Source organism: Hydrogenobacter thermophilus TK-6 (genome assembly GCF_000010785.1).
Taxonomy (GTDB): Bacteria; Aquificota; Aquificia; order Aquificales; family Aquificaceae; genus Hydrogenobacter; species Hydrogenobacter thermophilus.
This window is the reverse complement of the sequence record NC_013799.1, coordinates 1,102,491-1,123,558: the sequence shown is the minus strand read 5'-3', so window position 1 is coordinate 1,123,558 and position 21,068 is coordinate 1,102,491. Positions and strand designations below refer to the sequence as shown.

At 43.3% G+C, this 21,068-nt stretch carries 28 protein-coding genes, 1 pseudogene and 1 CRISPR repeat array (1 of these 30 only partly in view); of the genes and pseudogenes, 14 read left to right on the top strand and 15 right to left on the bottom strand.

From position 1 onward, the window contains the following. Window positions 1-1,015: direct repeats of the CRISPR family, unit length 30 nt; unit sequence GTTTATTAGGTGCCTATAAGGGATTGAAAC; it reaches 1,361 nt to the left of the window's first position. Window positions 1,016-1,089: 74 nt separating this feature from the next. Together HTH_RS06270 and HTH_RS06265 are read left to right on the top strand one after the other, a co-directional pair. Beyond that, complete coding sequence (locus HTH_RS06270) at window positions 1,090-1,665, top strand: TetR/AcrR family transcriptional regulator (protein ID WP_012963877.1); 576 nt, start codon at window positions 1,090-1,092, stop codon at window positions 1,663-1,665. 60 nt (window positions 1,666-1,725) lie between these two features. Then, complete coding sequence (locus HTH_RS06265) at window positions 1,726-2,145, top strand: DsrE/DsrF/DrsH-like family protein (RefSeq protein WP_012963876.1); 420 nt, start codon at window positions 1,726-1,728, stop codon at window positions 2,143-2,145. A gap of 13 nt (window positions 2,146-2,158) precedes the next feature. On the opposite strand, the gene HTH_RS06260 is transcribed toward HTH_RS06265, so the two are convergent. From HTH_RS06260 to ispH, 5 genes are read right to left on the bottom strand one after another with little or no spacing between them, the layout of a single operon-like run. Continuing rightward, window positions 2,159-2,359 carry a DUF542 domain-containing protein gene (locus tag HTH_RS06260; RefSeq protein ID WP_012963875.1) on the bottom strand — a complete coding sequence of 67 codons (201 nt, stop codon included), beginning with the start codon at window positions 2,357-2,359 and terminating at the stop codon, window positions 2,159-2,161. A 15-nt stretch (window positions 2,360-2,374) separates the two neighbouring features. After that, window positions 2,375-2,677 (bottom strand): cupin domain-containing protein, encoded by a 303-nt coding sequence (locus HTH_RS06255; RefSeq protein ID WP_012963874.1) that lies wholly within the window; start codon window positions 2,675-2,677, stop codon window positions 2,375-2,377. Between the two features lie 4 nt (window positions 2,678-2,681). Continuing rightward, window positions 2,682-3,080: a hypothetical protein gene (locus tag HTH_RS06250; RefSeq protein ID WP_012963873.1), complete on the bottom strand. Its 399-nt coding sequence runs from the start codon at window positions 3,078-3,080 to the stop codon at window positions 2,682-2,684. 57 nt (window positions 3,081-3,137) lie between these two features. Beyond that, window positions 3,138-4,247: an aminofutalosine synthase MqnE gene (gene mqnE, locus HTH_RS06245; RefSeq protein ID WP_012963872.1), complete on the bottom strand. Its 1,110-nt coding sequence runs from the start codon at window positions 4,245-4,247 to the stop codon at window positions 3,138-3,140. After that, entirely contained in the window at window positions 4,210-5,115 is a 906-nt protein-coding gene (gene ispH / locus HTH_RS06240) for a 4-hydroxy-3-methylbut-2-enyl diphosphate reductase (protein WP_012963871.1), read from the bottom strand. The genes mqnE and ispH overlap by 38 nt, the downstream gene beginning before the upstream one ends. 38 nt (window positions 5,116-5,153) lie before the next feature. Here ispH and HTH_RS06235 point away from each other — a divergent pair, with 38 nt between their 5' ends. Genes HTH_RS06235 through HTH_RS06225 form a run of 3 tightly spaced genes read left to right on the top strand, consistent with a single transcriptional unit; the run spans window position 5,154 to window position 7,193 of the window. After that, entirely contained in the window at window positions 5,154-5,519 is a 366-nt protein-coding gene (locus tag HTH_RS06235) for a hypothetical protein (RefSeq protein WP_012963870.1), read from the top strand. A 17-nt stretch (window positions 5,520-5,536) separates the two neighbouring features. Beyond that, window positions 5,537-5,809 carry an acylphosphatase gene (locus HTH_RS06230; protein WP_012963869.1) on the top strand — a complete coding sequence of 91 codons (273 nt, stop codon included), beginning with the start codon at window positions 5,537-5,539 and terminating at the stop codon, window positions 5,807-5,809. Next, the gene (locus HTH_RS06225; RefSeq protein WP_012963868.1) at window positions 5,778-7,193 is read left to right on the top strand and encodes a LysM peptidoglycan-binding domain-containing protein; all 1,416 of its coding nucleotides are present in this window, start codon (window positions 5,778-5,780) and stop codon (window positions 7,191-7,193) included. Before HTH_RS06230 ends, HTH_RS06225 begins: the two co-directional genes overlap by 32 nt. Here HTH_RS06225 and HTH_RS06220 read toward each other — a convergent pair. The 3 genes from HTH_RS06220 to dapA are packed head-to-tail and all read right to left on the bottom strand — an operon-like array spanning window position 7,187 to window position 8,830. Then, window positions 7,187-7,552, bottom strand: coding sequence for a RusA family crossover junction endodeoxyribonuclease (locus HTH_RS06220; RefSeq protein WP_012963867.1), 366 nt, complete (start codon window positions 7,550-7,552; stop codon window positions 7,187-7,189). The two genes, HTH_RS06225 and HTH_RS06220, sit on opposite strands and share 7 nt — an antisense overlap. Continuing rightward, window positions 7,549-7,941 carry a DUF4149 domain-containing protein gene (locus tag HTH_RS06215; protein WP_012963866.1) on the bottom strand — a complete coding sequence of 131 codons (393 nt, stop codon included), beginning with the start codon at window positions 7,939-7,941 and terminating at the stop codon, window positions 7,549-7,551. The genes HTH_RS06220 and HTH_RS06215 overlap by 4 nt, the downstream gene beginning before the upstream one ends. A gap of 1 nt (window position 7,942) precedes the next feature. Then, window positions 7,943-8,830 carry a 4-hydroxy-tetrahydrodipicolinate synthase gene (dapA, locus tag HTH_RS06210; RefSeq protein ID WP_012963865.1) on the bottom strand — a complete coding sequence of 296 codons (888 nt, stop codon included), beginning with the start codon at window positions 8,828-8,830 and terminating at the stop codon, window positions 7,943-7,945. An 18-nt stretch (window positions 8,831-8,848) separates the two neighbouring features. Between dapA and HTH_RS06205 the strand changes: the two genes are divergently transcribed. Beyond that, a complete protein-coding gene (locus HTH_RS06205) occupies window positions 8,849-10,375 on the top strand; it encodes a bifunctional ADP-dependent NAD(P)H-hydrate dehydratase/NAD(P)H-hydrate epimerase (protein ID WP_012963864.1) in 1,527 nt (508 codons plus the stop codon). Next, window positions 10,338-10,832 carry a murein hydrolase activator EnvC family protein gene (locus HTH_RS06200; RefSeq protein WP_012963863.1) on the top strand — a complete coding sequence of 165 codons (495 nt, stop codon included), beginning with the start codon at window positions 10,338-10,340 and terminating at the stop codon, window positions 10,830-10,832. The genes HTH_RS06205 and HTH_RS06200 overlap by 38 nt, the downstream gene beginning before the upstream one ends. On the opposite strand, the gene HTH_RS06195 is transcribed toward HTH_RS06200, so the two are convergent. Further along, window positions 10,810-12,336, bottom strand: coding sequence for an HD domain-containing protein (locus tag HTH_RS06195; RefSeq protein WP_012963862.1), 1,527 nt, complete (start codon window positions 12,334-12,336; stop codon window positions 10,810-10,812). The genes HTH_RS06200 and HTH_RS06195 overlap by 23 nt on opposite strands. A gap of 24 nt (window positions 12,337-12,360) precedes the next feature. Here HTH_RS06195 and queA point away from each other — a divergent pair, with 24 nt between their 5' ends. Further along, complete coding sequence (gene queA, locus HTH_RS06190) at window positions 12,361-13,365, top strand: tRNA preQ1(34) S-adenosylmethionine ribosyltransferase-isomerase QueA (RefSeq protein ID WP_012963861.1); 1,005 nt, start codon at window positions 12,361-12,363, stop codon at window positions 13,363-13,365. Here the strand turns inward: queA and HTH_RS06185 are convergent, their stop codons facing one another. Continuing rightward, complete coding sequence (locus HTH_RS06185) at window positions 13,366-14,100, bottom strand: ferredoxin reductase (RefSeq protein WP_232500413.1); 735 nt, start codon at window positions 14,098-14,100, stop codon at window positions 13,366-13,368. Between the two features lie 176 nt (window positions 14,101-14,276). Here HTH_RS06185 and HTH_RS06180 point away from each other — a divergent pair, with 176 nt between their 5' ends. Next, window positions 14,277-15,584, top strand: a complete 1,308-nt coding sequence (locus HTH_RS06180; RefSeq protein ID WP_012963859.1) for a hypothetical protein — start codon at window positions 14,277-14,279, stop codon at window positions 15,582-15,584. On the opposite strand, the gene HTH_RS06175 is transcribed toward HTH_RS06180, so the two are convergent. Then, complete coding sequence (locus HTH_RS06175; protein ID WP_014462619.1) at window positions 15,557-16,096, bottom strand: V4R domain-containing protein; 540 nt, start codon at window positions 16,094-16,096, stop codon at window positions 15,557-15,559. The two genes, HTH_RS06180 and HTH_RS06175, sit on opposite strands and share 28 nt — an antisense overlap. 230 nt (window positions 16,097-16,326) lie before the next feature. On the opposite strand from HTH_RS06175, the pseudogene HTH_RS10090 reads away from it, so the two are divergent. The 3 genes and pseudogenes from HTH_RS10090 to HTH_RS06160 form a co-directional block, all read left to right on the top strand. Then, window positions 16,327-16,476 (top strand): annotated as a pseudogene (locus tag HTH_RS10090) (IS5-like element ISAae1 family transposase); the annotation flags it as partial. Between the two features lie 181 nt (window positions 16,477-16,657). After that, the gene (locus HTH_RS06165; protein WP_012963856.1) at window positions 16,658-17,086 is read left to right on the top strand and encodes a rubrerythrin family protein; all 429 of its coding nucleotides are present in this window, start codon (window positions 16,658-16,660) and stop codon (window positions 17,084-17,086) included. A gap of 49 nt (window positions 17,087-17,135) precedes the next feature. After that, window positions 17,136-17,720 (top strand): DUF3501 family protein, encoded by a 585-nt coding sequence (locus HTH_RS06160; RefSeq protein ID WP_012963855.1) that lies wholly within the window; start codon window positions 17,136-17,138, stop codon window positions 17,718-17,720. Between the two features lie 2 nt (window positions 17,721-17,722). Here HTH_RS06160 and HTH_RS06155 read toward each other — a convergent pair whose 3' ends face one another. Then, on the bottom strand, window positions 17,723-18,103 hold the full coding sequence (locus HTH_RS06155; RefSeq protein ID WP_012963854.1) for a DUF302 domain-containing protein: 381 nt from the start codon (window positions 18,101-18,103) through the stop codon (window positions 17,723-17,725). A gap of 1 nt (window position 18,104) precedes the next feature. Continuing rightward, window positions 18,105-18,524, bottom strand: a complete 420-nt coding sequence (locus tag HTH_RS06150; RefSeq protein ID WP_012963853.1) for a hypothetical protein — start codon at window positions 18,522-18,524, stop codon at window positions 18,105-18,107. A 30-nt stretch (window positions 18,525-18,554) separates the two neighbouring features. Between HTH_RS06150 and rpmI the strand changes: the two genes are divergently transcribed. Next, entirely contained in the window at window positions 18,555-18,755 is a 201-nt protein-coding gene (gene rpmI, locus HTH_RS06145) for a 50S ribosomal protein L35 (protein ID WP_012963852.1), read from the top strand. Next, window positions 18,752-19,027, top strand: a complete 276-nt coding sequence (gene pqqD, locus HTH_RS06140) for a pyrroloquinoline quinone biosynthesis peptide chaperone PqqD (RefSeq protein ID WP_012963851.1) — start codon at window positions 18,752-18,754, stop codon at window positions 19,025-19,027. Before rpmI ends, pqqD begins: the two co-directional genes overlap by 4 nt. On the opposite strand, the gene HTH_RS06135 is transcribed toward pqqD, so the two are convergent. Together HTH_RS06135 and pqqB are read right to left on the bottom strand one after the other, a co-directional pair. Beyond that, window positions 18,990-20,168, bottom strand: a complete 1,179-nt coding sequence (locus HTH_RS06135; protein ID WP_012963850.1) for an MFS transporter — start codon at window positions 20,166-20,168, stop codon at window positions 18,990-18,992. The genes pqqD and HTH_RS06135 overlap by 38 nt on opposite strands. Before the next feature lie 5 nt (window positions 20,169-20,173). After that, on the bottom strand, window positions 20,174-21,067 hold the full coding sequence (gene pqqB, locus HTH_RS06130) for a pyrroloquinoline quinone biosynthesis protein PqqB (RefSeq protein ID WP_012963849.1): 894 nt from the start codon (window positions 21,065-21,067) through the stop codon (window positions 20,174-20,176). Window position 21,068: the final 1 nt, after the last annotated feature.

The window sequence follows — 21,068 nt, the reverse complement described above, 5'->3', positions numbered from 1 at the left end:
TAAGGGATTGAAACTCGTCAAGGCTACCCAAGAAAAGCTAAACATACTCTGTTTATTAGGTGCCTATAAGGGATTGAAACCTAAATGTGGCTCGCTGGAAAATCCTTGCAGCTCATGCGTTTATTAGGTGCCTATAAGGGATTGAAACTCCAGTTCCCGTTATCATCCCGCTCTCCACCAAGAACGTTTATTAGGTGCCTATAAGGGATTGAAACTTAAATGTGGCTCGCTATTCATTTGGCGGCGCTTCACGTTTATTAGGTGCCTATAAGGGATTGAAACACCTCAAAGGCGCTGACTGCCTTTCTTGGAAGGTGTGTTTATTAGGTGCCTATAAGGGATTGAAACTGAACTTTGCCTCCTGTAGCTGCTCTACATATCTCAGTTTATTAGGTGCCTATAAGGGATTGAAACTTATATCAACACTTACTCGCTTATGCCTATGTTAAATGTTTATTAGGTGCCTATAAGGGATTGAAACTGAACTTTGCCTCCTGTAGCTGCTCTACATATCTCAGTTTATTAGGTGCCTATAAGGGATTGAAACTTATATCAACACTTACTCGCTTATGCCTATGTTAAATGTTTATTAGGTGCCTATAAGGGATTGAAACCGGAGACCCATATTTATACCCTGTTTTATTGGAGGCGGTTTATTAGGTGCCTATAAGGGATTGAAACGGGCACCCACAACAAGGGAGAAAATAGCAGACATAAAGTTTATTAGGTGCCTATAAGGGATTGAAACTTATATCAACACTTACTCGCTTATGCCTATGTTAAATGTTTATTAGGTGCCTATAAGGGATTGAAACCGGAGACCCATATTTATACCCTGTTTTATTGGAGGCGGTTTATTAGGTGCCTATAAGGGATTGAAACGGGCACCCACAACAAGGGAGAAAATAGCAGACATAAAGTTTATTAGGTGCCTATAAGGGATTGAAACGATGCGTGTAAAAAAGGCGTTTGGTCCACCGGGGACGTTTATTAGGTGCCTATAAGGGTCCTTATCTCCTGATTGCTGATCCTCGCTTCCTCCTTTTTACCGAACATAGTATAAGCTACAATATATGTCAAGAATTAAGGATGAGTAAAAAGCAGTTAGGTGAATATACAAGGAGAAGCATAATCCTAACAGCAAAAAGACTCTTCGTAGAGAAAGGGTACTTCAACACAAGCATGAGAGACATAGCAAAAGAAGCTGGAGTCAGCACGGGAGCTTTATACCATCACTTTAAAAGTAAAGAGGAGATAGCAAGTGAGATATACAGAGAAACTGTAGAAAAGATAAAAGAAAGACTTGAAACAGCTCTCCGTAAAGGAAAAGGAACAAAAGAGAAGATAACAGGTATAATCAGGGAACTTCTTATACTTGCAGAAGAAGACAGGTACACAATGGAGTATGCTCTGTATGTTAAACATAGGGAAATTTTAGATGTTCCTGTTTGTTCCACAGAGCCGATGGAACTTCTCAAGAAATTTTGTAGAAAAGAGATAAATAAAGGAAGAATAAGGGATATTGACCCAGAGCTTTGCGCCGTATGTATAACCGCTGCTCCTGTTCGTCTCATGCAGCTAAAATGGGACGGTGTTATAAAGGATCCATTAACCTCATACGCCGGTAGTCTTGGGGAGTGCGTATGGAGGTCCCTTTCCCCTTAAAAAAACTTCTTGACATACCGAACGATCGGTATTATTTTACTCTAATAAAGGAGGTGGAAGATGAAAACTATGGCTATGGTTGTGAGGCAAGATGCTTACGACCTGGTTTTAACCCCGCTCGCCTTCGCTTACTTGGGTGTGGCATACTACGACGAGATAAACATCCTTTTCGTAAACTGGGCTGTCAGGCTTCTCTCCAAGCAAGGTGTTGAAGCTATAAAACCCTCTGCAGATCACGCCGGAACGCCAGTAGAAATGATAGAAGAGAGGGTAAAAGCAGCAGGACTTCCAGCAGACCTTCATGAGATTTTCAAGAAACTCAAAGAAACGGGGAAGGTACATTTATACGCCTGTAGTCTCGCAGCTCAGATATTCGGCGTTGAGGAGAGGGACCTTATCCCTGAAGCGGATGGGATAGTAGGGGCTACATGGTTTCTCACGGAAAAGGCGGAACCGGCGACTATATTTATGCAGTACTGATGGACAGTAAGAACTAAGCTCCTTTGTTAAGCTTTGTAATGAGTATTCTTACCTCCTCCAGAAATTCGTTAAGGTCAAAACCATGCTCTTTTGCCACCTCCTCAAGCGTCCTGTGTCCTCCACAGCAATAGTCTATGTAGTACTTTTCAAGGAGAGCTTGTACCTGAGGATAGCTTCTGAGTAGCTCGTTTACCGTCATACTTTTGTCTATCATGCTTCTCCTCCTTTTTTAAGGTGCGGGTGCTATCGTGGCAACTACTATCATAGGGGTGCTTGCCTTCATACCGTGAGGTTCCAAAGGCTCACAGGCTACCACATCACCTTCTTCTACCGCTATCCAATCTTTACCTTTTAGAAATTCACCACTTCCCTTTGCACAGTACAGGAGCACTCTTGAGGGGCTTGTGTGAGGAGGCACTTCACTTCCCGGTGGCATGGAAAAAACCACCAACCTCGCCTCCTTGGAGTCATACGCAAGGGTGTGCCTGGTCCTTGACTCATCAAAGGGCACTTTCAGAAGATTTACTTTCATAGCTTCACCTCCACTTCATGCTTTTTAGAATGTTAAAAAGGTACATAACAATGGATGCAAAAAGTAACAAAGACCCAAAACTTTTAAAGAGTATCCTATCTGTCAAGAATCCCCAAACTTGGATTAAGAGTCCTGCATTCAAAAGAGCTGTGTGTAAGTATCCAAGCTTAAAGCTGTTTATCTTTCCCCTACTTAGCATAGGCACTATGTGATAGGTAACGCCAACGATCATCTGGGTGACAAAGCCCACAAGCTGTAGATGAGCATGAGCAAGGGTAGGAGAGCCACCCATGGAAAACAGAGAACTCGCAGTTTGCTTATATCCCAGCATTAGCCCAAGAAGACTTCCCAATAAGAGGTAGAGAAAGCTGAGAAGAAGGTTCACTTTTGTAAGTGAATTCATACTTATATATTTTAGGTGGATGATCTCATTACTTAAATGATTACCATCATATGCTTATCAGGAGTGTATGCTCACAGGTCTGTAGAAGGTGTCTCTTTCCACAGGTATCTTTTGAGCATCTTTTATGAGCTTTATAAGTCTTTCCCTTGAGTGTCCGTATGCGGATTTTGTACCTGCGGAGTGCACGATCTTTTCTTCCTCTATGGTGCCATCTATATCATCCGCTCCAAAGTTGAGAGCTATCTGAGCAACTTTCTCGCCAAGCGTTACCCAATATGCCTTTATGTGCTCAAAGTTATCAAGGAAAAGTCTTGATATGGCTATGGTTTTAAGGTCATCTACCGAAGATGTTCTCTTACCACCCAGCTTAGTTCCCTCTGGCCAGTAAGCTAAGGGTATAAAAACTTGAAAACCTCCCGTCTCGTCCTGAAGTTCTCTGAGTTTTAGCATATGCTCCACTCTCTCTTCGTAAGTCTCCACATGACCGTAAAGCATGGTGGCGTTAGTGGGTATGCCAAGTTTATGGGCTGTTCTGTGTACCTCAAGATACTCCTGTGCGTTTGCCTTGTATGGTGCTATTATGCTTCTTACCCTCTCGGAGAATATCTCCGCACCGCCTCCTGGCAGGACCTCAACGCCCGCATCCTTTAGCTCTTTGAGGATGTCCTCATAAGACCTTCCAGATATTTTTGACATATGGTGTATCTCTATGGCAGTCCAAGCTTTTACCGTGATTTCTGGAAAGGCTCTCTTAACTTCTCTGACAAGCCTTACATAGTCTTCTGCCTTCCAGTGGTGAGGAATACCTCCCACTATGTGCACCTCCCTTCCACCTTGTGCGTAAGTTTCCCCTACCTTCTTAAGTATATCTTCAAGGCTCATTTCGTAAGCTCTTGGGTCCGATTTAGTGACACCAAAAGCACAAAAACTGCACTGGTATATGCACACATTGGTGGGATTTATCTGCCTGTTTACTATAAAGTAAGCAAACATGCCGTTTTTCTTCCTGTTTATGTATTCGGATAGAGCTCCTATATAGGCAAGTTCCGATGAGTAAAAGAGGTAAATAGCATCTTCTGGGGAGAGCCTTTCACCCTTTAAGACCTTCTCACCTATGCGCCTTAAGTTTTTATCCTGCACCTTCTCTACAAGTCCTACTATATTCATTTTGCTCCTCCTTAGAAACTTCCCTTATCCTTTCCACCACAGAGTTTATGATCCAATCAGGTGTGGATGCGCCCGCAGTTATTCCTACCCTTTTGACCCCAATAAACCACTCAGGCTTTATATCATCCGCAGTCTCTATATGGTAGCTATTGAGGTTTAAACTTCTGGATATTTCATAAAGCCTCCTTGTGTTTCCACTGTTTTTACCACCTATTATGATCATTACATCAACTTCCGGAGCAAGCTTATAAACATCTTCCTGTCTCTCGGAAGTTGCATTGCATATGGTGTTTATTACTTTTACCTCTTTTGCCCAGATGGCTATCTCTCCAACCACCTCCTTAAAAAACTGTTCGTTTTGGGTTGTCTGTGCCACTATGCCTACCTTGTCTTTACCCAGAACTGCTTTTAGGTCATCAAAACTTTCCACCACAGTGCCTTTTCCGCCAGATTCCTCAAGATAACCCAACGTGCCTATCACTTCAGGATGGCTCTTTTCTCCCACCAGCACCACAAAATAACCCTCTTGAGAGAGTTTTACCACCGCATCATGGACTGCTTTCACATAGGGGCATGTGGCATCCATCACATTAAGACCGAGCTCTTTTAACTGTCTTTCCTTTTTGGGGGGTATGCCGTGAGACCTTATTATGACGGTATCTCCGCTTTTGAGTGCATCTTCAGTATATAAAAGCTCAACACCCTTTTTTCTCAGCCTTTCTACTTCCTGTGGGTTGTGTATGAGGGGTCCCATGGTGAAGACCCTTTTGCCCTGTTTGGAAAGCTCGGAAGATTGCTCTGCAATACTTATAGCTCTTTTAACTCCAAAGCAAAAACCTGCATGCTCTGCCACCACTATTTCTACCATGGATAAAAATATAAACCTTTGGTGTATAATGTGTGTTAATGTGCAAACGGTTAATGAGCTTTATCATTGCCCTTGGGTTATTCTCCTGTACAGGAAAAGGTACTTATAAGGAGGCTACCAATAGCTGGTGTCCAAAGGGTGTCAGCTTTAGCGGTATTACCAGCATAACTGTTGAGGGTATAGTGGATTACGAAGAGCTAAACTGGTGCAAGGTGGTTATTACCAGCGGAGATATGAGGTCCGAAATATACTTTACTCAGGATGGGTCAAGGCAGAGATGGGTCCAATACAAAGGAGGGACCATAAGGTCAGAAACGCAAATCAGGAAAACAAAAGCCATTATGAGAATATACGACGAGAGAGGCAATCTCATAGAGGAAGTGAGGTCCAAGGAAGCCTTCTGATAGGGTAAAATTTTTTTATGGTTGCTTACAGAGTTTTTTTGAGCGGGATCGTTCAGGGAGTAGGCTTTAGAGCATACACAAAAACCCTTGCGGAGAGTTATGGTCTTGATGGATGGGTTAGAAACATGCCCGATGGAAGGGTTGAGGTTTTTGTTCAGGGGGACAAAGACACAGTGTGGGACTTTTTTAAAAAACTCTCCGAAGGTCCACCCCTTTCTAAGGTGGAACTCATGGAGATAAGAAAGGAGGTAATAAGAGATGAAGAGAGAGGTTTTAGCGTTAGGTATTAGTGTATTGTTGGGTTTTGCGTATGCCAAAGAGTGCGAATACTACAAAATTCAAAAAGGTGACACATTAACAGGCATAGCTAAGAAAAAAGGTGTGAGCGTAGAAGATATACTGAGCCATAACAAGCACCTTGACCCTAACAGGGTAAAGGTTGGTGAAAAGATATGCATACCTACGGGTTATGTAAAGTCAGTGAGGGCAAAAACTAAGGAGTATGATTACTATGTGGTGGAAAGAGGAGGAAGGCTTGAGCATGTAGCCAAAAGGTTAGGACTGCCTGTAAAAGAGTTAGAGGAGCTAAATCCAAAGTATAAGGGTGCTTGGCTTGAAAAAGGCACAAAGGTAAAAGTACCAAAGGGAGTTTTAAAAGCCGAGCAAACCAAAGAAGCAACCACAAGAGCAAAACAAGATTACGACTACTATGTGATGCAGAAAGGAGGGAAGCTTGAACATGTAGCTAAAAGGTTGGGTGTGCCTCTAAAAGAGTTAGAAGCTTTAAATCCAGAATACAAGGGTAAATTTTTGAGCAAAGGTACTAAGGTAAAGGTGCCTAAAGGAGAAGAAAAAGAGGAGAAGAAAGTTGCAGAAGAAAGCTACGACTTTTACACCGTTGAGCGTGGTGCAAAACTTGAGCACATATCCAAAAAACTTGGCATATCGCTAAAAACCTTAGAAAAGTTAAATCCAGAGTACAAAGGTGTCTGGCTCAAAAAAGGTACAAGAGTAAAGATACCCAAGGGAACGGCAAAAAGCGAGGAAATACCGGGGGGGAAAACTAAAGTAAGCTATGTCAAACACAGGGTAAGAAGGGGAGAGACCATTAGCTCTATAGCAGAGAAGTATGGCGTGTCCACAAAGGAGGTCATGAGAGTAAATCATTTAAAAAGCAAAAAGCTGCATGTGGGTATGGTGTTAAAAATTCCAGTCTCAGCGGTAGCAAAGGAGGAAAAAACTCCAAAACTCGGTGAGAAAAACACGGCAAGCATTCCCGAAGAGAGACAGGCACCACCAACAGAGATAAAGGTCTCAAAGGGCAGTATACCCATGCCTGTTGACGGCAAGGTGGTAAAATCTACGAGGGGTGTGGACATTATAACCAACTGTGGAGAAGCTGTAAGAAGCGTTGACGACGGAAAGGTTATATACAGCGGTGATGACCTTCAAGCATACGGCAACATGGTGATAATAGAACACGGAGATTTTATATCACTTTACGCATACAACTCCAAAAATATGGTAAAAAGGGGTGAAACAGTCAGTAAGGGACAGCAAATAGCAACCGCAGGTACAAAAAACAACTCGGGGGAGTGCATGCTTCACTTTGAGCTTAGAACAAAAGATGGTGTGCCACTTGATCCCACCGAATATCTCAGGAATGCTCAGTGATCTTCTGTAAACTCCTTTATCCTTACGATGGTTTTCTGCTCACCCTTTATCACCTTCTTGATGGTTCTTATTTCGTATATCTGATGGTCGTTTTTTATAACGCCTGCTCTTTCCAGTATATCCCAAAGACTTTTTAGCATGTTGTCTATATCCCTCTTTCTGTTGTTGGGAAGCACCAGCACCACATCCATAGACAGCTTTCCCTCAAGAGGCTTTCCGCTATACTGTTGGGATATTTCCCATAAGGCTCTTACCTCCCAATTTTTTACCCTTGGGGGTTTGAAGACCTTACCACCTTTTCTGCGTACATAACGATTGCTTTTGGGTACCGGCACCTGCGAAAGCACAATTTCTATCATCTTTTTAAAAGTAAAAGGCAGAAAACGAAGACCAGAAGAAGGCTCAGGACATTAAGAACCATTGATATGCCGTGCCACCTCATAAAAGCTTGATAGTCTATAAGCTTGAGCTGATGCGACAGGGGAAGAACGTAAAACTCCTGAAAGGCAAGCACCAAAAGATTGATAAGCGCCAAAAGTGCCAACCACCTGCCAAGCTTAAGGCTTAAAACCAAAGATACTAAGGCTATCACTAATCCGACCCCAAAGTAGGCGGGGAAGACCTTCTCTACAACTCTGCCTGCCTGCTCTTTTTCCAGTACTCTAAAGAGGGTGGGTGCCACATAAAAACTGAAAAAGGTTCCCAAACCCAGGTAAAAGGAGTTTAAGAAGAGTAATAGCTTTAACATTTTACTCCCTCACAACGGGAAGGTTGTATTTTTTGAGGGTTTCTATAAGCTTTCTCTCATTTTCTGGTTTCATCTCACAGAGTGGTAGCCTAAACTCCTTTTCGCACATACCCAGTGCCCAGCAGGCGGTTTTTACGGGAATGGGATTTGTTTCTATAAAGAGTATCTTAAAGAGGTCAAAAAGGTAGTAGTGAAGCTCCATTGCCTTCTTAAAATCCCCTCTTAGTGCGTAATCCACCATATTTTTTACTTCTCTTGGCATTATGTTGTTGGCTACTGATATAACCCCTTTGGCACCCAGTGCCATCATAGGAAGGGTGAGAGAATCATCACCGGAAAGTATCGTAAAGTTATCTCCCAGAAGTTTTATCAGCTCGGATATCCTGTCCATGTTGGGAGTGGATTCCTTGGAGCCTACTATGTTAGGACAGTCTTTTGCCAGCCTGTATATGGTCTCGGGAGCTATCTCTACACCCGTTCTGGAAGGTATGTTGTATATGATGATGGGAATGTCCACCTCATCCGCTATTGTCTTAAAGTGTCTGTATATGCCTTCCTGCGTAGGTTTGTTGTAGTAAGGAACCACCGAAAGGCATGCATCGGCTCCCACGCGCTTTGCATGAGTGGTAAGCTCTATAGCTTCGTGGGTGGCGTTAGCTCCCGTTCCTGCTATCACCTTTATCCTTCCACCGGCTTTTTTGACTACATACTCAACCACCTTTTCGTGCTCTTCAAAAGTAAGGGTTGCAGACTCGCCCGTGGTACCGCACACCACCAAGGCATCTGTATGATTGTTTATGTGAAACTCTATAAGCTGGTCCAGAGAAGCGTAATCCACCTCACCGTCTTTAAAGGGTGTTATAAGTGCCACCATTGAACCCTGAAACATAGTGCTTAAAATTATAACATGAGAATCCTGAAGGCTTTGGAAATGTCTCAGATAGACTCGTTAGCCATAAAGGATATAGGCATCCCTTCCCTTCTGCTTATGGAGAATGCAGGGCTAAGGCTGGTAGAAGTTATAAGGAAGGAGTTTCCCCATGTCAAAAAATTGCTCTTTTTTATAGGCAAGGGCAACAACGGAGGGGACGGGCTTGTAGCAGTTAGACACCTTCATCTTTTGGGATACAAAGCAGATTACTTTTTAGTTTTTGGAGAGGATCTAAAGGGCGATGCCAGATTAAACCTTGAAGTTTTAAAGCGTCTTGGATGTGAGCCTCTCAAAGACAAACCCTCAGATGATTATCACCTTGTGGTGGATGCCATATTTGGAACTGGCTTTGAGCCTCCCGTTAGGGGTGAAGCTCGTCGCTGGATAGAGTTTATAAACTCCCTCGGCAAGCCTGTGGTGGCTGTGGATATTCCCTCCGGGCTTTGTGCAGACAGCGGGCAAGACTACGAGCCAAGCGTCAGGGCTAACCTTACCATAACCTTCCAGTTTCCCAAAGTGTGCCATGTGCTTTATCCTTCTGCCAAAAGATGCGGGAAGGTTTATGTGGCTAACATAGGCATACCTGAGTCTCTTGCTAAGCACATAAACAGACATGTACTGGAAAAGGTCAAACCGTTAAAGAGGGAGCCAGATGTACACAAAGGGAATATGGGGCATGTGCTTCTTGTAGGTTCAAGCGTAGGAAAGACTGGCGCTCTTATAATGTCGGCAAGGGCTGCCACCAGGACAGGCTCTGGACTTGTCAGCGTAGGTGTCCCAGAGAGCCTGAACCATATCTTTGAAATTTCACTAATAGAGGAGATGAGTTTGCCACTTGAGGGAGAGGAGAGGCTAAAGGAAAAAAGTGCAGACACTATAATTAGTGTGCAGGAGAATTTTACGGCGATAGGTGTTGGCATGGGCATGGGAAGGTATGAGGAGGGAAGAGTCATTATTAAAAAACTTCTTCTGGGCATTAAAAAACCCCTGCTTCTGGATGCTGATGGCATTAACAACCTTGCGGACACGGGAGACCTTAGTATTCTAAAAGAGAGAGAACACCCAACAGTGCTTACACCTCATGTGGGTGAGTTTGCAAGGCTCAGCGGATACGACAAGACACACATAATCCACCATCTTATAGATGTGGCTCAGGAGTTTTCTCAAAAGTGGAACTGCTTTTTGGTGCTAAAGTCCTCAAGAACCGTCATATCAACGCCTGATGGAGAAGCTTTTGTATCGTTAAGGGGCAGTCCTGCCATGGCAAAGGGGGGTACGGGAGATGTCCTTTCGGGCATCCTAACATCACTAATAGGCAGAAAAATTCCCATACTTGAAGCACTAAAAATAGGTGTGTTTTTGCACGGACTTTGTGGTGAGATAGCCCAGTCAAAGAGGCACACAGAGAGTGTAAAAGCGCTTGACCTTGTGGAGGAGATCCCAGAGGCTTATAATCAGATGGAGAATGAAAGCTATCCTCCTGTTTTTTGCACTCTTTTTTAGCGGGTGCGGGCTTATCCATATAGAGCTAAGAGACATCACTCCCCAGGAAAAGAAAACGCCCAAACCTGAGGAAAAACGGATGCCCAAAAGGAAGGAGGAAGAGAAGGAGCATGGCACTCCTCTTAGCGTCAAAATGCCCGTAAGGGGGACTCCTATAAAGACCAAAAGAGGGTATTTTATAAAGACTTCCTGCGATGAGTTTTTCAGATCTCCAGAGAGCGGGAGGGTGCTATACGCAGGTGATGACCTCAAAAGCTATGGCTGGCTTGTTATGATTGATACGGGGCAGTACATAGCTGTTTATGGGAAAGCTCAAAAGCTCTTTGTAAGAAAGGGAGAAAGGGTTAGAAGTTGGCAGGTGCTGGGCAAGGTGGGAAAGCAAGGGGATGTATGCGGTATTATGTTGGAGCTGAGGGACAAAGACGGTGCACCTCTTAGCTTTGAGCTGGAAAGGTGATGTTTTTTACAAACTCTATGGCTTCCTCTTTGGTTCTCACAGCGCCTTCTATCTGTGCCTCTTCCAAAGCTCTCTTTACATAACCTACCATTGGTCCCTCTGGTATACCAAGGATATCCATTATTTCCCTTCCACTCAAAAGAGCCTTTGTGGGTAGTTTATCGTATCTTTCCCTTTTGTACCTTACAAGCTCCTTTATGGTTTTTAGAAGGTCATCTATCTCTTCCTTACTATCACCGCTACCTATGGCATCGGCAATGGCATGAAGAAAAAGATGTGCCGCTATATCAGAGCACTCCCTCCAGAACTTGGCTTTGCCCCTGTCGGTAAGCTGTCCCTTTTTCAAAGATTCTCTCAAATAAAAAGGTCTTAGGTGGTGCTCCACTATTTTGGAAACAAACTCCGTAGCATCATCACCCCATTTGAGCCTCTTTCCTATATCCCTTACTATACTGGCACCTAACTTATCATGGTTATAAAAGGTCACCTTGCCATTTTTTAGCTCAAAGGTGTGAGGCTTTGCTATGTCGTGAAAGAGAGCTGAGAGCTTCAAAAGTTCTATATCAGAAAACTCTCCATGCACATGCATACTTCCAAACTCTTTCAAAAGGTCCGCATCAAGGTATCTCTCCCTCTCTTGAATAACTTGGTCTATACTCTCTACAACTCTAAGGGTGTGCTCATCAAGAGGGTAAAGGTGATGGTCTCCCTGAAAGTTTACCTCTCTCAGCTTTTCTATCTCTGGAAAGATGGCTTCCAAAATCCCATGATTATACAGGTCTCTTATCACCTTTCCGCTACGGCGGTGTCTTAGTATTTTCAAAAGCTCAAGGGTTATCCTTTCTGCAGGTGCCTTCTTTATGAGGTGTCCCTTTCTTTTGACAAAGTCGTAAAAATCCTCAGTTAGACTAAGGTCCTTCTCCACAGAGAGCCTAAAGCCTCTTAGCATCCTTACAGGATCATCTTCCAGATTCTTCAAAGATACTGGTCTTAAAAGCCCTCTTTCCAAGTCCTCTATACCCTTTGCAGGGTCATATATGATGGTTTGCTTTGCACCTATACTTAGGACATCATCTATGCTTACCGCCATGGCATTTGCGGTAAAGTCCCTTGAGAGAAGGTCTTCTATTAGAGCCTTTTCAAGGTCTTTACCTTTTATCTGGGCAAAGTCAAAGCGGTACTTGTATGGTGGGAGTCTGAGGATCACAGTAGCTATGGTGGGTCTCTTTATAAGGAGCCCCTTCTTCTCAAACTCAAAGTAAGCGCCTCCTACCAGGTTAGCAAAATCCCTCGCCACCTTGGTAGGATCGCAGCTCACCAAAAGGTCCACATCTATGTGATAACCCACAGGCTCACCCAACAGTCTGTCCCTTACCCATCCACCCACCACAAAGCAAAACTCATCCCTTGGTAAAACTCTTGCTATGTCGTCAAAGTAAGAAAGGTAAAAGTTAAGCCCGTGAGCGGTGTGCTTTATGCCCTTTTCAAAAATAACCTCCTGCATGGATATAAAATATATAAGTTTGTCATGAGGCTGGAAGATTTTGATTTTGAGTTGCCACCTGAACTTATAGCCAAGTATCCCCTTAAAGAGCGCCATATGGCAAGGCTTATGGTATTAAACAGAAAGGACAAATCCATAAAGCACGACATTTTTTGGAACCTGCCCCTTTACTTGGAGGAGGGAGACCTCCTTGTCTTTAACAACACAAAAGTAATTCCTGCAAGGCTCTACGGCAAGAAGCCAACAGGTGGAAGGGTGGAGATACTCCTCACCGATATGCTAAAAGAACACCTATGGTATGCTTTAGTTAGTGGTAAAAACATAAGGGAAGGGCTCTGTGTTTATATTGCTCAGGATTTGAGTGTTAACATACTAAAGCACATAAGCGAGGGAAAGTTTTTGGTAGAACTCCTATCCCAAGACCCTATAAAAGCTCTATATACATACGGGCACATACCCATACCTCCTTACTTAGAAAGGGAAGAAGAGCATATAGACAGAGTTTATTACCAAACAGTCTTTGCTCAAAAGGAAGGATCTGTGGCTGCACCTACTGCATCTTTACACTTTTCTGAGGAGCTCCTAAACAGGCTTGACGAGTATGGCATAAGAAAAGCCTTCATCACTCTGCATGTTTCGTATGGTACTTTCAAACCCATTAAGGTGTCGGATATAAGGGAGCACAAAGTGGATGAAGAGTATATGGAGGTGCCTGAGGAGACGGTGGAGCTAATTAAAAAAGTAAAGCAAGAGGGAAAAAAAGTGGTTGCGGTTGGAACAACAGTTGTTAGGGCTCTGGAGACAAAACCTTTCTCACCCTTTAGCGGTAAAACTGACCTTTACATATATCCAGGATACACCTTTAAAGTGGTGGATGCTATGATCACCAACTTTCACCTGCCAAGGTCCTCCCTGCTTTTGCTGGTTTCAGCCTTTGCAGGCAGAGAGTTTATATTATCAGCTTACCAAATTGCCATAAAAGAAAGATACAGATTTTACAGCTACGGCGATGGTATGCTTATACTCTGATTACTCGTACTTTTCCTTCTTTATCCTCTCTTTAGGAACTCCTAAATCCACCAGCATGGAGGTAATATCGTCAACAAACTTGGGGGGACCACACAGGTAATAAAGGTTAAGAGGTATATCGTCCACCTCTTTGAGGATCATGTCTGGATTTATCCTTCCCGTGTAGCCCCTCCATCCTTCTGGCACAGACCTTGTCAAAGTATGCACCACTTTTATGTTTGAGTGTCTTTCCATCTTTTCCAGCTCCTCCCTATATATGATCTCTTCGTAAGAGGTGTTGGAGTAAAGCAGAGTAGCCTTTACATGGTGCAAGTTAGCATCTATTATGTATCTGAGCATGCACATGAGAGGCACTATACCGCTCCCAGCACCTATGAAAACCACCTTATCAGACATCTCGGGTAGCCAGATGAACTTCCCGTAAGGACCCTTTATCTTAAAGACATCTCCAACTTTTACCTGCTCTGTAAGTATCACAGAAGCTTTACCGTTGGGCGTTCTCTTTATGGTAAGCTCAAGGACACCCTTTTTTAGCGGCGAGTTAGCTATGGAATAAGCTCTCTTTAGCACCTCACCTGTGGTGGGATATGGCACTTCCAGCATCACATACTGACCCGGATAAAAATCCAGGTCCACACCCTTTATATCAAAAACGAGCGTTTTGGTGGTAGGCGTTTCGGTTATTATCTCTATAACAGGTGCGGAAAGTTCAAGGATGGGCTTTTTATCAATCATGTTAGTCATTATAACCCAAGAACATACTGCTCAAAATTTAAGCTCCACTTGCTAATTAAGTGAGCATCTTTGGAATCACCACCACCTTTTAGCATAGGTAAATCCTTGTTTTTAAAGTCCTCCTTAATGGCACGCTCTTTGCAAAAGAATAGGAAAAACTTCTACGGAGGTGAAGCATGAAGAGAGTAGCGGGAGCGGTTTTACTCTCAGCAGTTATGGCGGTCCCCAGTTATGCCATTAAGCTCAGGGATGCAGACATTGACTTTGGCATCCAGTACAGGGTCATGTACAACAACTCCAACATCCAGTCCAACAATCAGTATGACTTCTTCAGGCAGAGGTTCAGGCTAAACTTTGATGTCAAAACGGAAAGTGGAGTAGGGGGCTTTTTCCAGCTTGAGTACAGAGGCGGATGGGGTGGCTCTTCACCTGCGGCAAGCGACCCGAGAGGGGTTTATGCGGTGAATGCCTTCAACAGGCTTCAGGCAAGGGGTGTGAGGTACGGATACCTGTACTTCCCGGTTGGTCCTGGTACGGTGTTGGCTGGTATCCTGCCTGCCAACGATCAGGTGGACCAGATGCTCTTTTCTGCAGACTGGGACCTCAATGTAGGAGGTATAGCTTACGCCGGGAATGTGGGAAATCTTGACTGGAGGCTCGCCTATGTGAGGCTTGTGGAGGGTGTATTCTACAGAAACACAGCAGTAAAGGACAAGGACCAGCATTTCTTTGTTGCTGACCTCAACACTAAGCTTGGCATAGCCCATGTGGGACTTCACTACTATGGAACTTATGGGAAGATATGTTATCCCAACAATCCCAACTATCCCAATAACTGCACACCCGCGGACTTTTTAAGGCTTGAGCAGACATGGATAGGACCTCACGCAACGGTAAAGTTTGACCCCATTACACTGCACGGTGTGGTTCTGGCAAATACAGGTAAAAGATCCTTTGACGGTGTAAGCGTGAGAAGCAACAGCGGGTGGCTTGCAAGACTTGAAGGTTCTACCAAGCTGGGTCCTGCAGGCGTAAGCCTTCTGGGCATTTACTCCTCTGGTAAACAAAACGGAAGAGGATTCCAAACAGTTCATGGTCTTCTTGGTACAGGTGGTTACTGGGCATATACTTACATATTCACACCACACGGACCCTCCGATGTGAACGACTTTGGGCTTGAGCCGGGCAACAGAGGGTACGGTCTTACCACTCTGCAGGCAAAGGTGGACCTGCCAATAATAGAGAAGAAGCTTTCTGTCCAAGGGGTAGTAGGCACCTTTAGGTCTAACAAAGACATGGGAGGCAATGGTAAAAACCTCGGTACGGAAGCAGGAGTGACCTTCACCGCAAACCTTGGTAAACACATGAACCTTGAATTAAGAATAGAGCTTCCTTGGCTATTCTGCAAAGCCCCTCTTTGGGTATGCAACCCCTGTTTAGACATGTACCTCCCAGCTTATCCCCCTCCACAAGAGCGGTCTTGAGTTTGTTCATAGCTAAATGAAGAGCGGTGGTAAAACCACAATTCAAATATGCACTCTTCCTTTTTCTGCGCTTGGCACTGAGTTTCCTTACAGTCCCACTCTTTACCTGTTAGCTCCTCAAAGCATCCTGCAAGAGCGCCCTGCAACGGTATGCACACAGGTTTGGAGCTTTCCTGCTCTTCCGCAAAAACAGAGTTTTTTGCGTAGATTTTTACCTGCTTCTCCTGATTTTCCCAACGGGTTATCTCGCATATGCCCGCCTCGCTGAGAAAAACCCTCAAATATAATTCTATCTCTTCAATACTGGGTTCGTGATTCCCTATGAGTTCCTTTATGATCTGTCCAGCTATATTGCCTGCCTTCCTTCCAGACATGTTGAGAATTCCACCAACCCCAAAGCCCGAAAGCTTTATTATGCTTGAATAGAACTCCTGCACAGGCTTCTTAGGCACTATAAAACCCTCGTCCTTTAAAAACACCCTTATCTTTGAAACCGCTTCAAGCTCGTCCATGGTCTGCGCCTCCTGCTGTCCTTTACCTTTTTTATGCAAAAAAGATACCATATGGTGGGGAGCGTTGAAATAAAGGGATTAAGGATTTTTTACCCTTAGAAAGGTGCTAAAAATTTTGCACCCTTGCTCATAAATTGAGCATACCATCTGTAGTTCCTTAGAAGGCTTTTTCCCCAAGCCTGTTTAGAAAATCTTGACACATTGAGGGAAAAAGGGTAGAAAAAAGAAGAATGAGAAAGAAGAAAAACAAACAACTGATAAAACTCATTTTAGCCAAAAGCAAGGAAATATGCAAGAGCATAAGCAAAAGCCAGAACACCAAAAGAGGAAGACCTAAAGTGTATGAAGACTACATAATAATCTCTGCACTGCTTATCAAAACCAAAGTCCCAGTTTATGGTTCTTGTGGAGCTCCTTTTGTTTTACCTTTTTGCCGTGGTGTGTTTATGAGCGTTCAAAATCAAACATTTGGGATTTTTTAGACAGGCTCATTCCCCCTTGACAGTTGCAAAAATTTTGCATATAATAAATAATAGTAAAACTTTTTAAGGAGGTTTAGCCATGAAGAGTTTAGCAGGTACCAAGACCCTTGAGTGCCTTAAGCACGCCTTTGCGGGCGAATCTCAAGCCAACAGGAGGTACCTCTACTTTGCCAGAAAGGCAGATATAGAAGGGTACCCTGACATAGCCAATGTCTTCAGAGAGACCGCAGAAGGAGAGACTGGACACGCCTTTGGTCATCTTGAGTTTCTTGAAAAGTACGGAGGTGGAGACCCTGCTACAGGCAAGCCTATTGGCAGTATGGAGCAGAACCTTGAAGCTGCAATAGCGGGAGAGACTTACGAGTACACGGAGATGTATCCGGGATTTGCCAAGACAGCAAGGGAAGAAGGTTTTGACGACATAGCCGAATGGTTTGAGACTCTCGCAAGGGCAGAAAAGTCCCACGCAGGCAGATTCCAAAAGGCTCTTGAGAGCCTAAAAGCCTAAAGCTTGAGCCCGGCTCTGCCGGGTCTTTAGACCATTTGGGGGTGGAAAGGTGAAGAAGATAAGCTTTGATGAGATACTCAACATATACGAGTACGAAAAGGTAAGGGAAGAGAGGAAAAGAGAAATTATAGAACTCAAGAAGAACAGAAGGGTATTTTTGGGTGATCTGGTTCATCTTGTTTTTGAAAACAGACAAACTGTATGGTTCCAGATACAGGAGATGATAAGAGCTGAGAGGATGGTAAAGGACGAAGAGATAATGCAGGAAATAGAAGTTTACAACGAGCTTGTTCCGGATAAAAACCAGCTTTCCGTGACCATGTTCATAGAGATACCGGACGAGGAGGAGAGGAAGAGGCTTCTTCCGAAGCTGGTTGGCATACATGACCATCTTTATCTTCACATAGGCAACAAGCACACAGTGAGAGCTATTGCGGATGAGAGGAGCAAAGAAGACTACGAGTATGGCAAGGCAGCGGTGGTGCACTTTTTAAAGTTCAACCTGACAGACCAGCAGGTGGAGGACCTTAAAAATCTACCTCTCAAGCTGGAGATAAACCACCCTAATTACAAGACTATGGCAGACATTCCAGAAAATGTAAAAGCTGAGCTGATAAAGGACTTAGAAAGCTAAAGTTAGCTTGCCTCCTCCATTATCTCTTTCATCAGCTTTTCCACCTCCTCCACCAGGGCTTTTTCTTCTGGCATGTTAAACATGTCAAGCACTGCGGTTGGAGCTATGGTGCTGAGAATTCTCCTGTCTCCTTGGTCTATCACGGCTATCCTGCAAGGCATGGCTGTAGATACATAAGGATTCTTTTGAAGCATAGTGCTTGCATGCTTTGGAGAGCATACTTCAATTATCAGACACTGGTAGTTTATGGGTACCCCCTTACTTTCCAGTATCTTTGTAACTTCATGAATAGCCATGACGCCAAAGCCCTTTGATTTGGCTTTTTCCTCTATGGCACTTCTGATCTCTTCTACACTCTTCTTGCTCTCAACATTTATAAGCATGTTAGTACCTCCTCTTAAAGTACTGGACAAACTCTATGTATATTATACCAAGAGCGTCATCAATGGCTTGCCTCCTTGGTAGGTCTCCAAGACCGCCCGTTGGCAAGCTGTAGGGTACCGTAAAGGAAAAATCCCTTTCCTCCTTCTTGTCTTTGATAGCTACGGTTAATGTCAAGTTGTATGCACTTACCCTTTGATAGGGTGTGTAGGCTATAGGGACCTCTCTGAGTTCTTTTACCAGCGGGAGTATATCTATGGAATCCTTCCCACACTTCAGACTGTGGCCACTTTCAAGAACTGCACTTTCTACTCTTTTTTGCAGAGCGTAATTCAGGTATGGTTCATTGTAAGGATTCTCAACGGGTTTTATACAAAACTCGGCGGCAAAGGCTAAACTAACCCAGAGAAGGAGAAGTATCATGTTATAATTATATTACGGAGGTTAGATCTAATGGCTAAGGTGAAGATGAAAAGCAACAGGTCCGCTAAGAAGAGGTTTAAGATAACTGCAAAAGGAAAGATAAAGAGGTGGCACGCAGGAGGTTCTCACTACAACACTAAAAAGGCTAAGGATAGGAAGAGGAGACTCAGGAAGCCCACGCTGGTAAATAGCGGTTGGGAGGATAAGATAAGAGGTCTTTTGAAGGAATGATAGAGTATGAAAAGATACCAATTTTGAAAAAGGGTGTAGTGCTACGAGAGACAGCAAACAGAAAGCTACTTCTTATACCCGAAGGCTACATAGAATTAGACGATGTGTCTTGGGACATACTCAGAAGGTGCGATGGAACAAAAAAGCTCGGCGAGATTATTGAGGAATTAAAAAGTGTTTATACGGGTGATCCCAAAATCATTGAGGAGGATACTCTACAGCTCCTTATGGAACTCAAAAAGGAGTGCCTATTGGACTTTTTCTCCTCATGAAAACAAAAAGAATGATACATACAAGGATAACGCAAAGAAGAGTCATCCATATGCCTAAGTACCTATGTATCAATGCTCCAATCATAAAACTTAAGGGTTGAGAGCCAATAAAGATGGATGTGTATAGGCTCAATATCCTTCCTTTTATATGTCTAGGAGAAGCTATCTGTACTTGAGCATTTGCGCACGCATAAAATAGAGACAAGCCAAAGCCATTTAAGAATATACCTAAGCCCAATAAAGGGTAAAAGTAAAGGGATGCAAACCACAGGGATGTTCCAAAAGCGTATAAAAGTATCCCCAATTTCATAAGAGTGTATGCATACACATTTTTTAGTGCCAGTGGTAAGAGAGAGCCAAGTACAGAACCAACACCTGACAGAGAAGTTAAATAGCCATAAGCGGATGGAGGCAAATTTAAAATTTTGTAAATGTATTCTGGCAATAGCACATAGAAGAACCATCCGAATATACCCACTGTGAATACAAAGACAAAGATATTCCTCACATCTTTCCTTTGTAATAGAAAACTTATAGCGCTAAAAACATTACCCGAAGTGGGGGTTTTACCACCACTTTTTATATGTTCTTTTAAGAGGCTCAGAAGAAACACATTGGGAATAAGAAGCAATGCGGATATTAAGAAGCCAGACCTTACACTAAAAATAGACACAGTTATACCAAAAAGGAAAGGACCTATAAATCTTGAGAAATTAACTATTGTAGAGTAAAAGGATGTAGCATTTCTGAGCTTATCCGTGCTTACAAGGTGTGCCATAACAGTCTGTCTTAGGGGTATATCAAGGGTCTTTAAAATACCCATGGGCACAACTACACAAAATACATTGAGCAGCGTACTATTGATATCATCCTTTGCAACTGAGTAAAGCAGGAAGGATAAAATCATTAAGGTAAATTGGGTAAATAAAAGCATCCTGTATTTGTCAAATTTGTCTATAAGTATACCTCCGAAAAGAGGTAAAAATAGAAGTGGCAAGTACTGTAAAAACTGTACAATACCCACGCTTAAAGTAGATCCAGCCTTTGAATATACATAAAAGTTTAGGGTAGTATTTTGTAACCAGTTACTTGCTTGGTAAAGAGATAAACTTACGAAGAAAAGTGCAGTGCTTTTCCTCATAATAACTAAATAGAAAGTTCCATACCGTCATAAGCAACAATAATACCCGCACTCAAAATACTCATATACTCCTGGGAAGTGGGATCGTTAATGGGATTCGTGTTATTTATGTGCGTATAAATTTTATATTTTGCTTTGCAGCTTTTTAAGATGTCAAGGCTTTCCTTCACAGTTATATGTCCTATTTCCTTTGATCTTTTTCCTTTAGGATCATACTTAAGTAACTCCTCTTCTTCCCAGAAGGTCCCATCAAATATAACGCAATCACTTTCATCCATAAGTTTTCTAAGCTCCTCTGTTACAGTTCTTACAACGGTAGCATAGAGTAAGCTTTTTCCTTTGTCGGATCTTATGAAAAGTGCCACAGATGTACCCTCTTCTTCGTGCCAGTGATAGGTAGGCGGTTTACCAGGTATGGGGAGAGGAAATACCTGTAAGCCTAATCTTTTTCCCCGAACATCCACTATGTCATTCCATGTATTTAGCTCCAAAGTGTGCCATTTTACTTTTATTATGCTGTGAGCTTTAAAGTAATCTCTCAGAAGCCTTTCTGTAGCTTCTGTTGAGTAAAGTGTAAGATATGCATCTGTATGTGTAGTTGGGCCTCTAAAGGTGAACATGCCGAGCATATGATTTATATCTGTATGTGTTAAGAACAGAGATACGATTGGAGTCTCTCTTACATGGGCAGGAGCAAGTACCTCATATCTTGTGATCAGCGAACCCGCAGCTGGAGGCATATCTACAAGGATCCAACTGTTTCCATCCACCGACAGTGCAACACAGCACTCTTCCCTTTTTGGAATGCTTCCCCTTCTTGCTTTGTTACAGTATGGACAGTTACAGTTCCATTGAGGAAGACCACCACCCCCAGCGGTTCCAAGAAACAGAACTTCCATA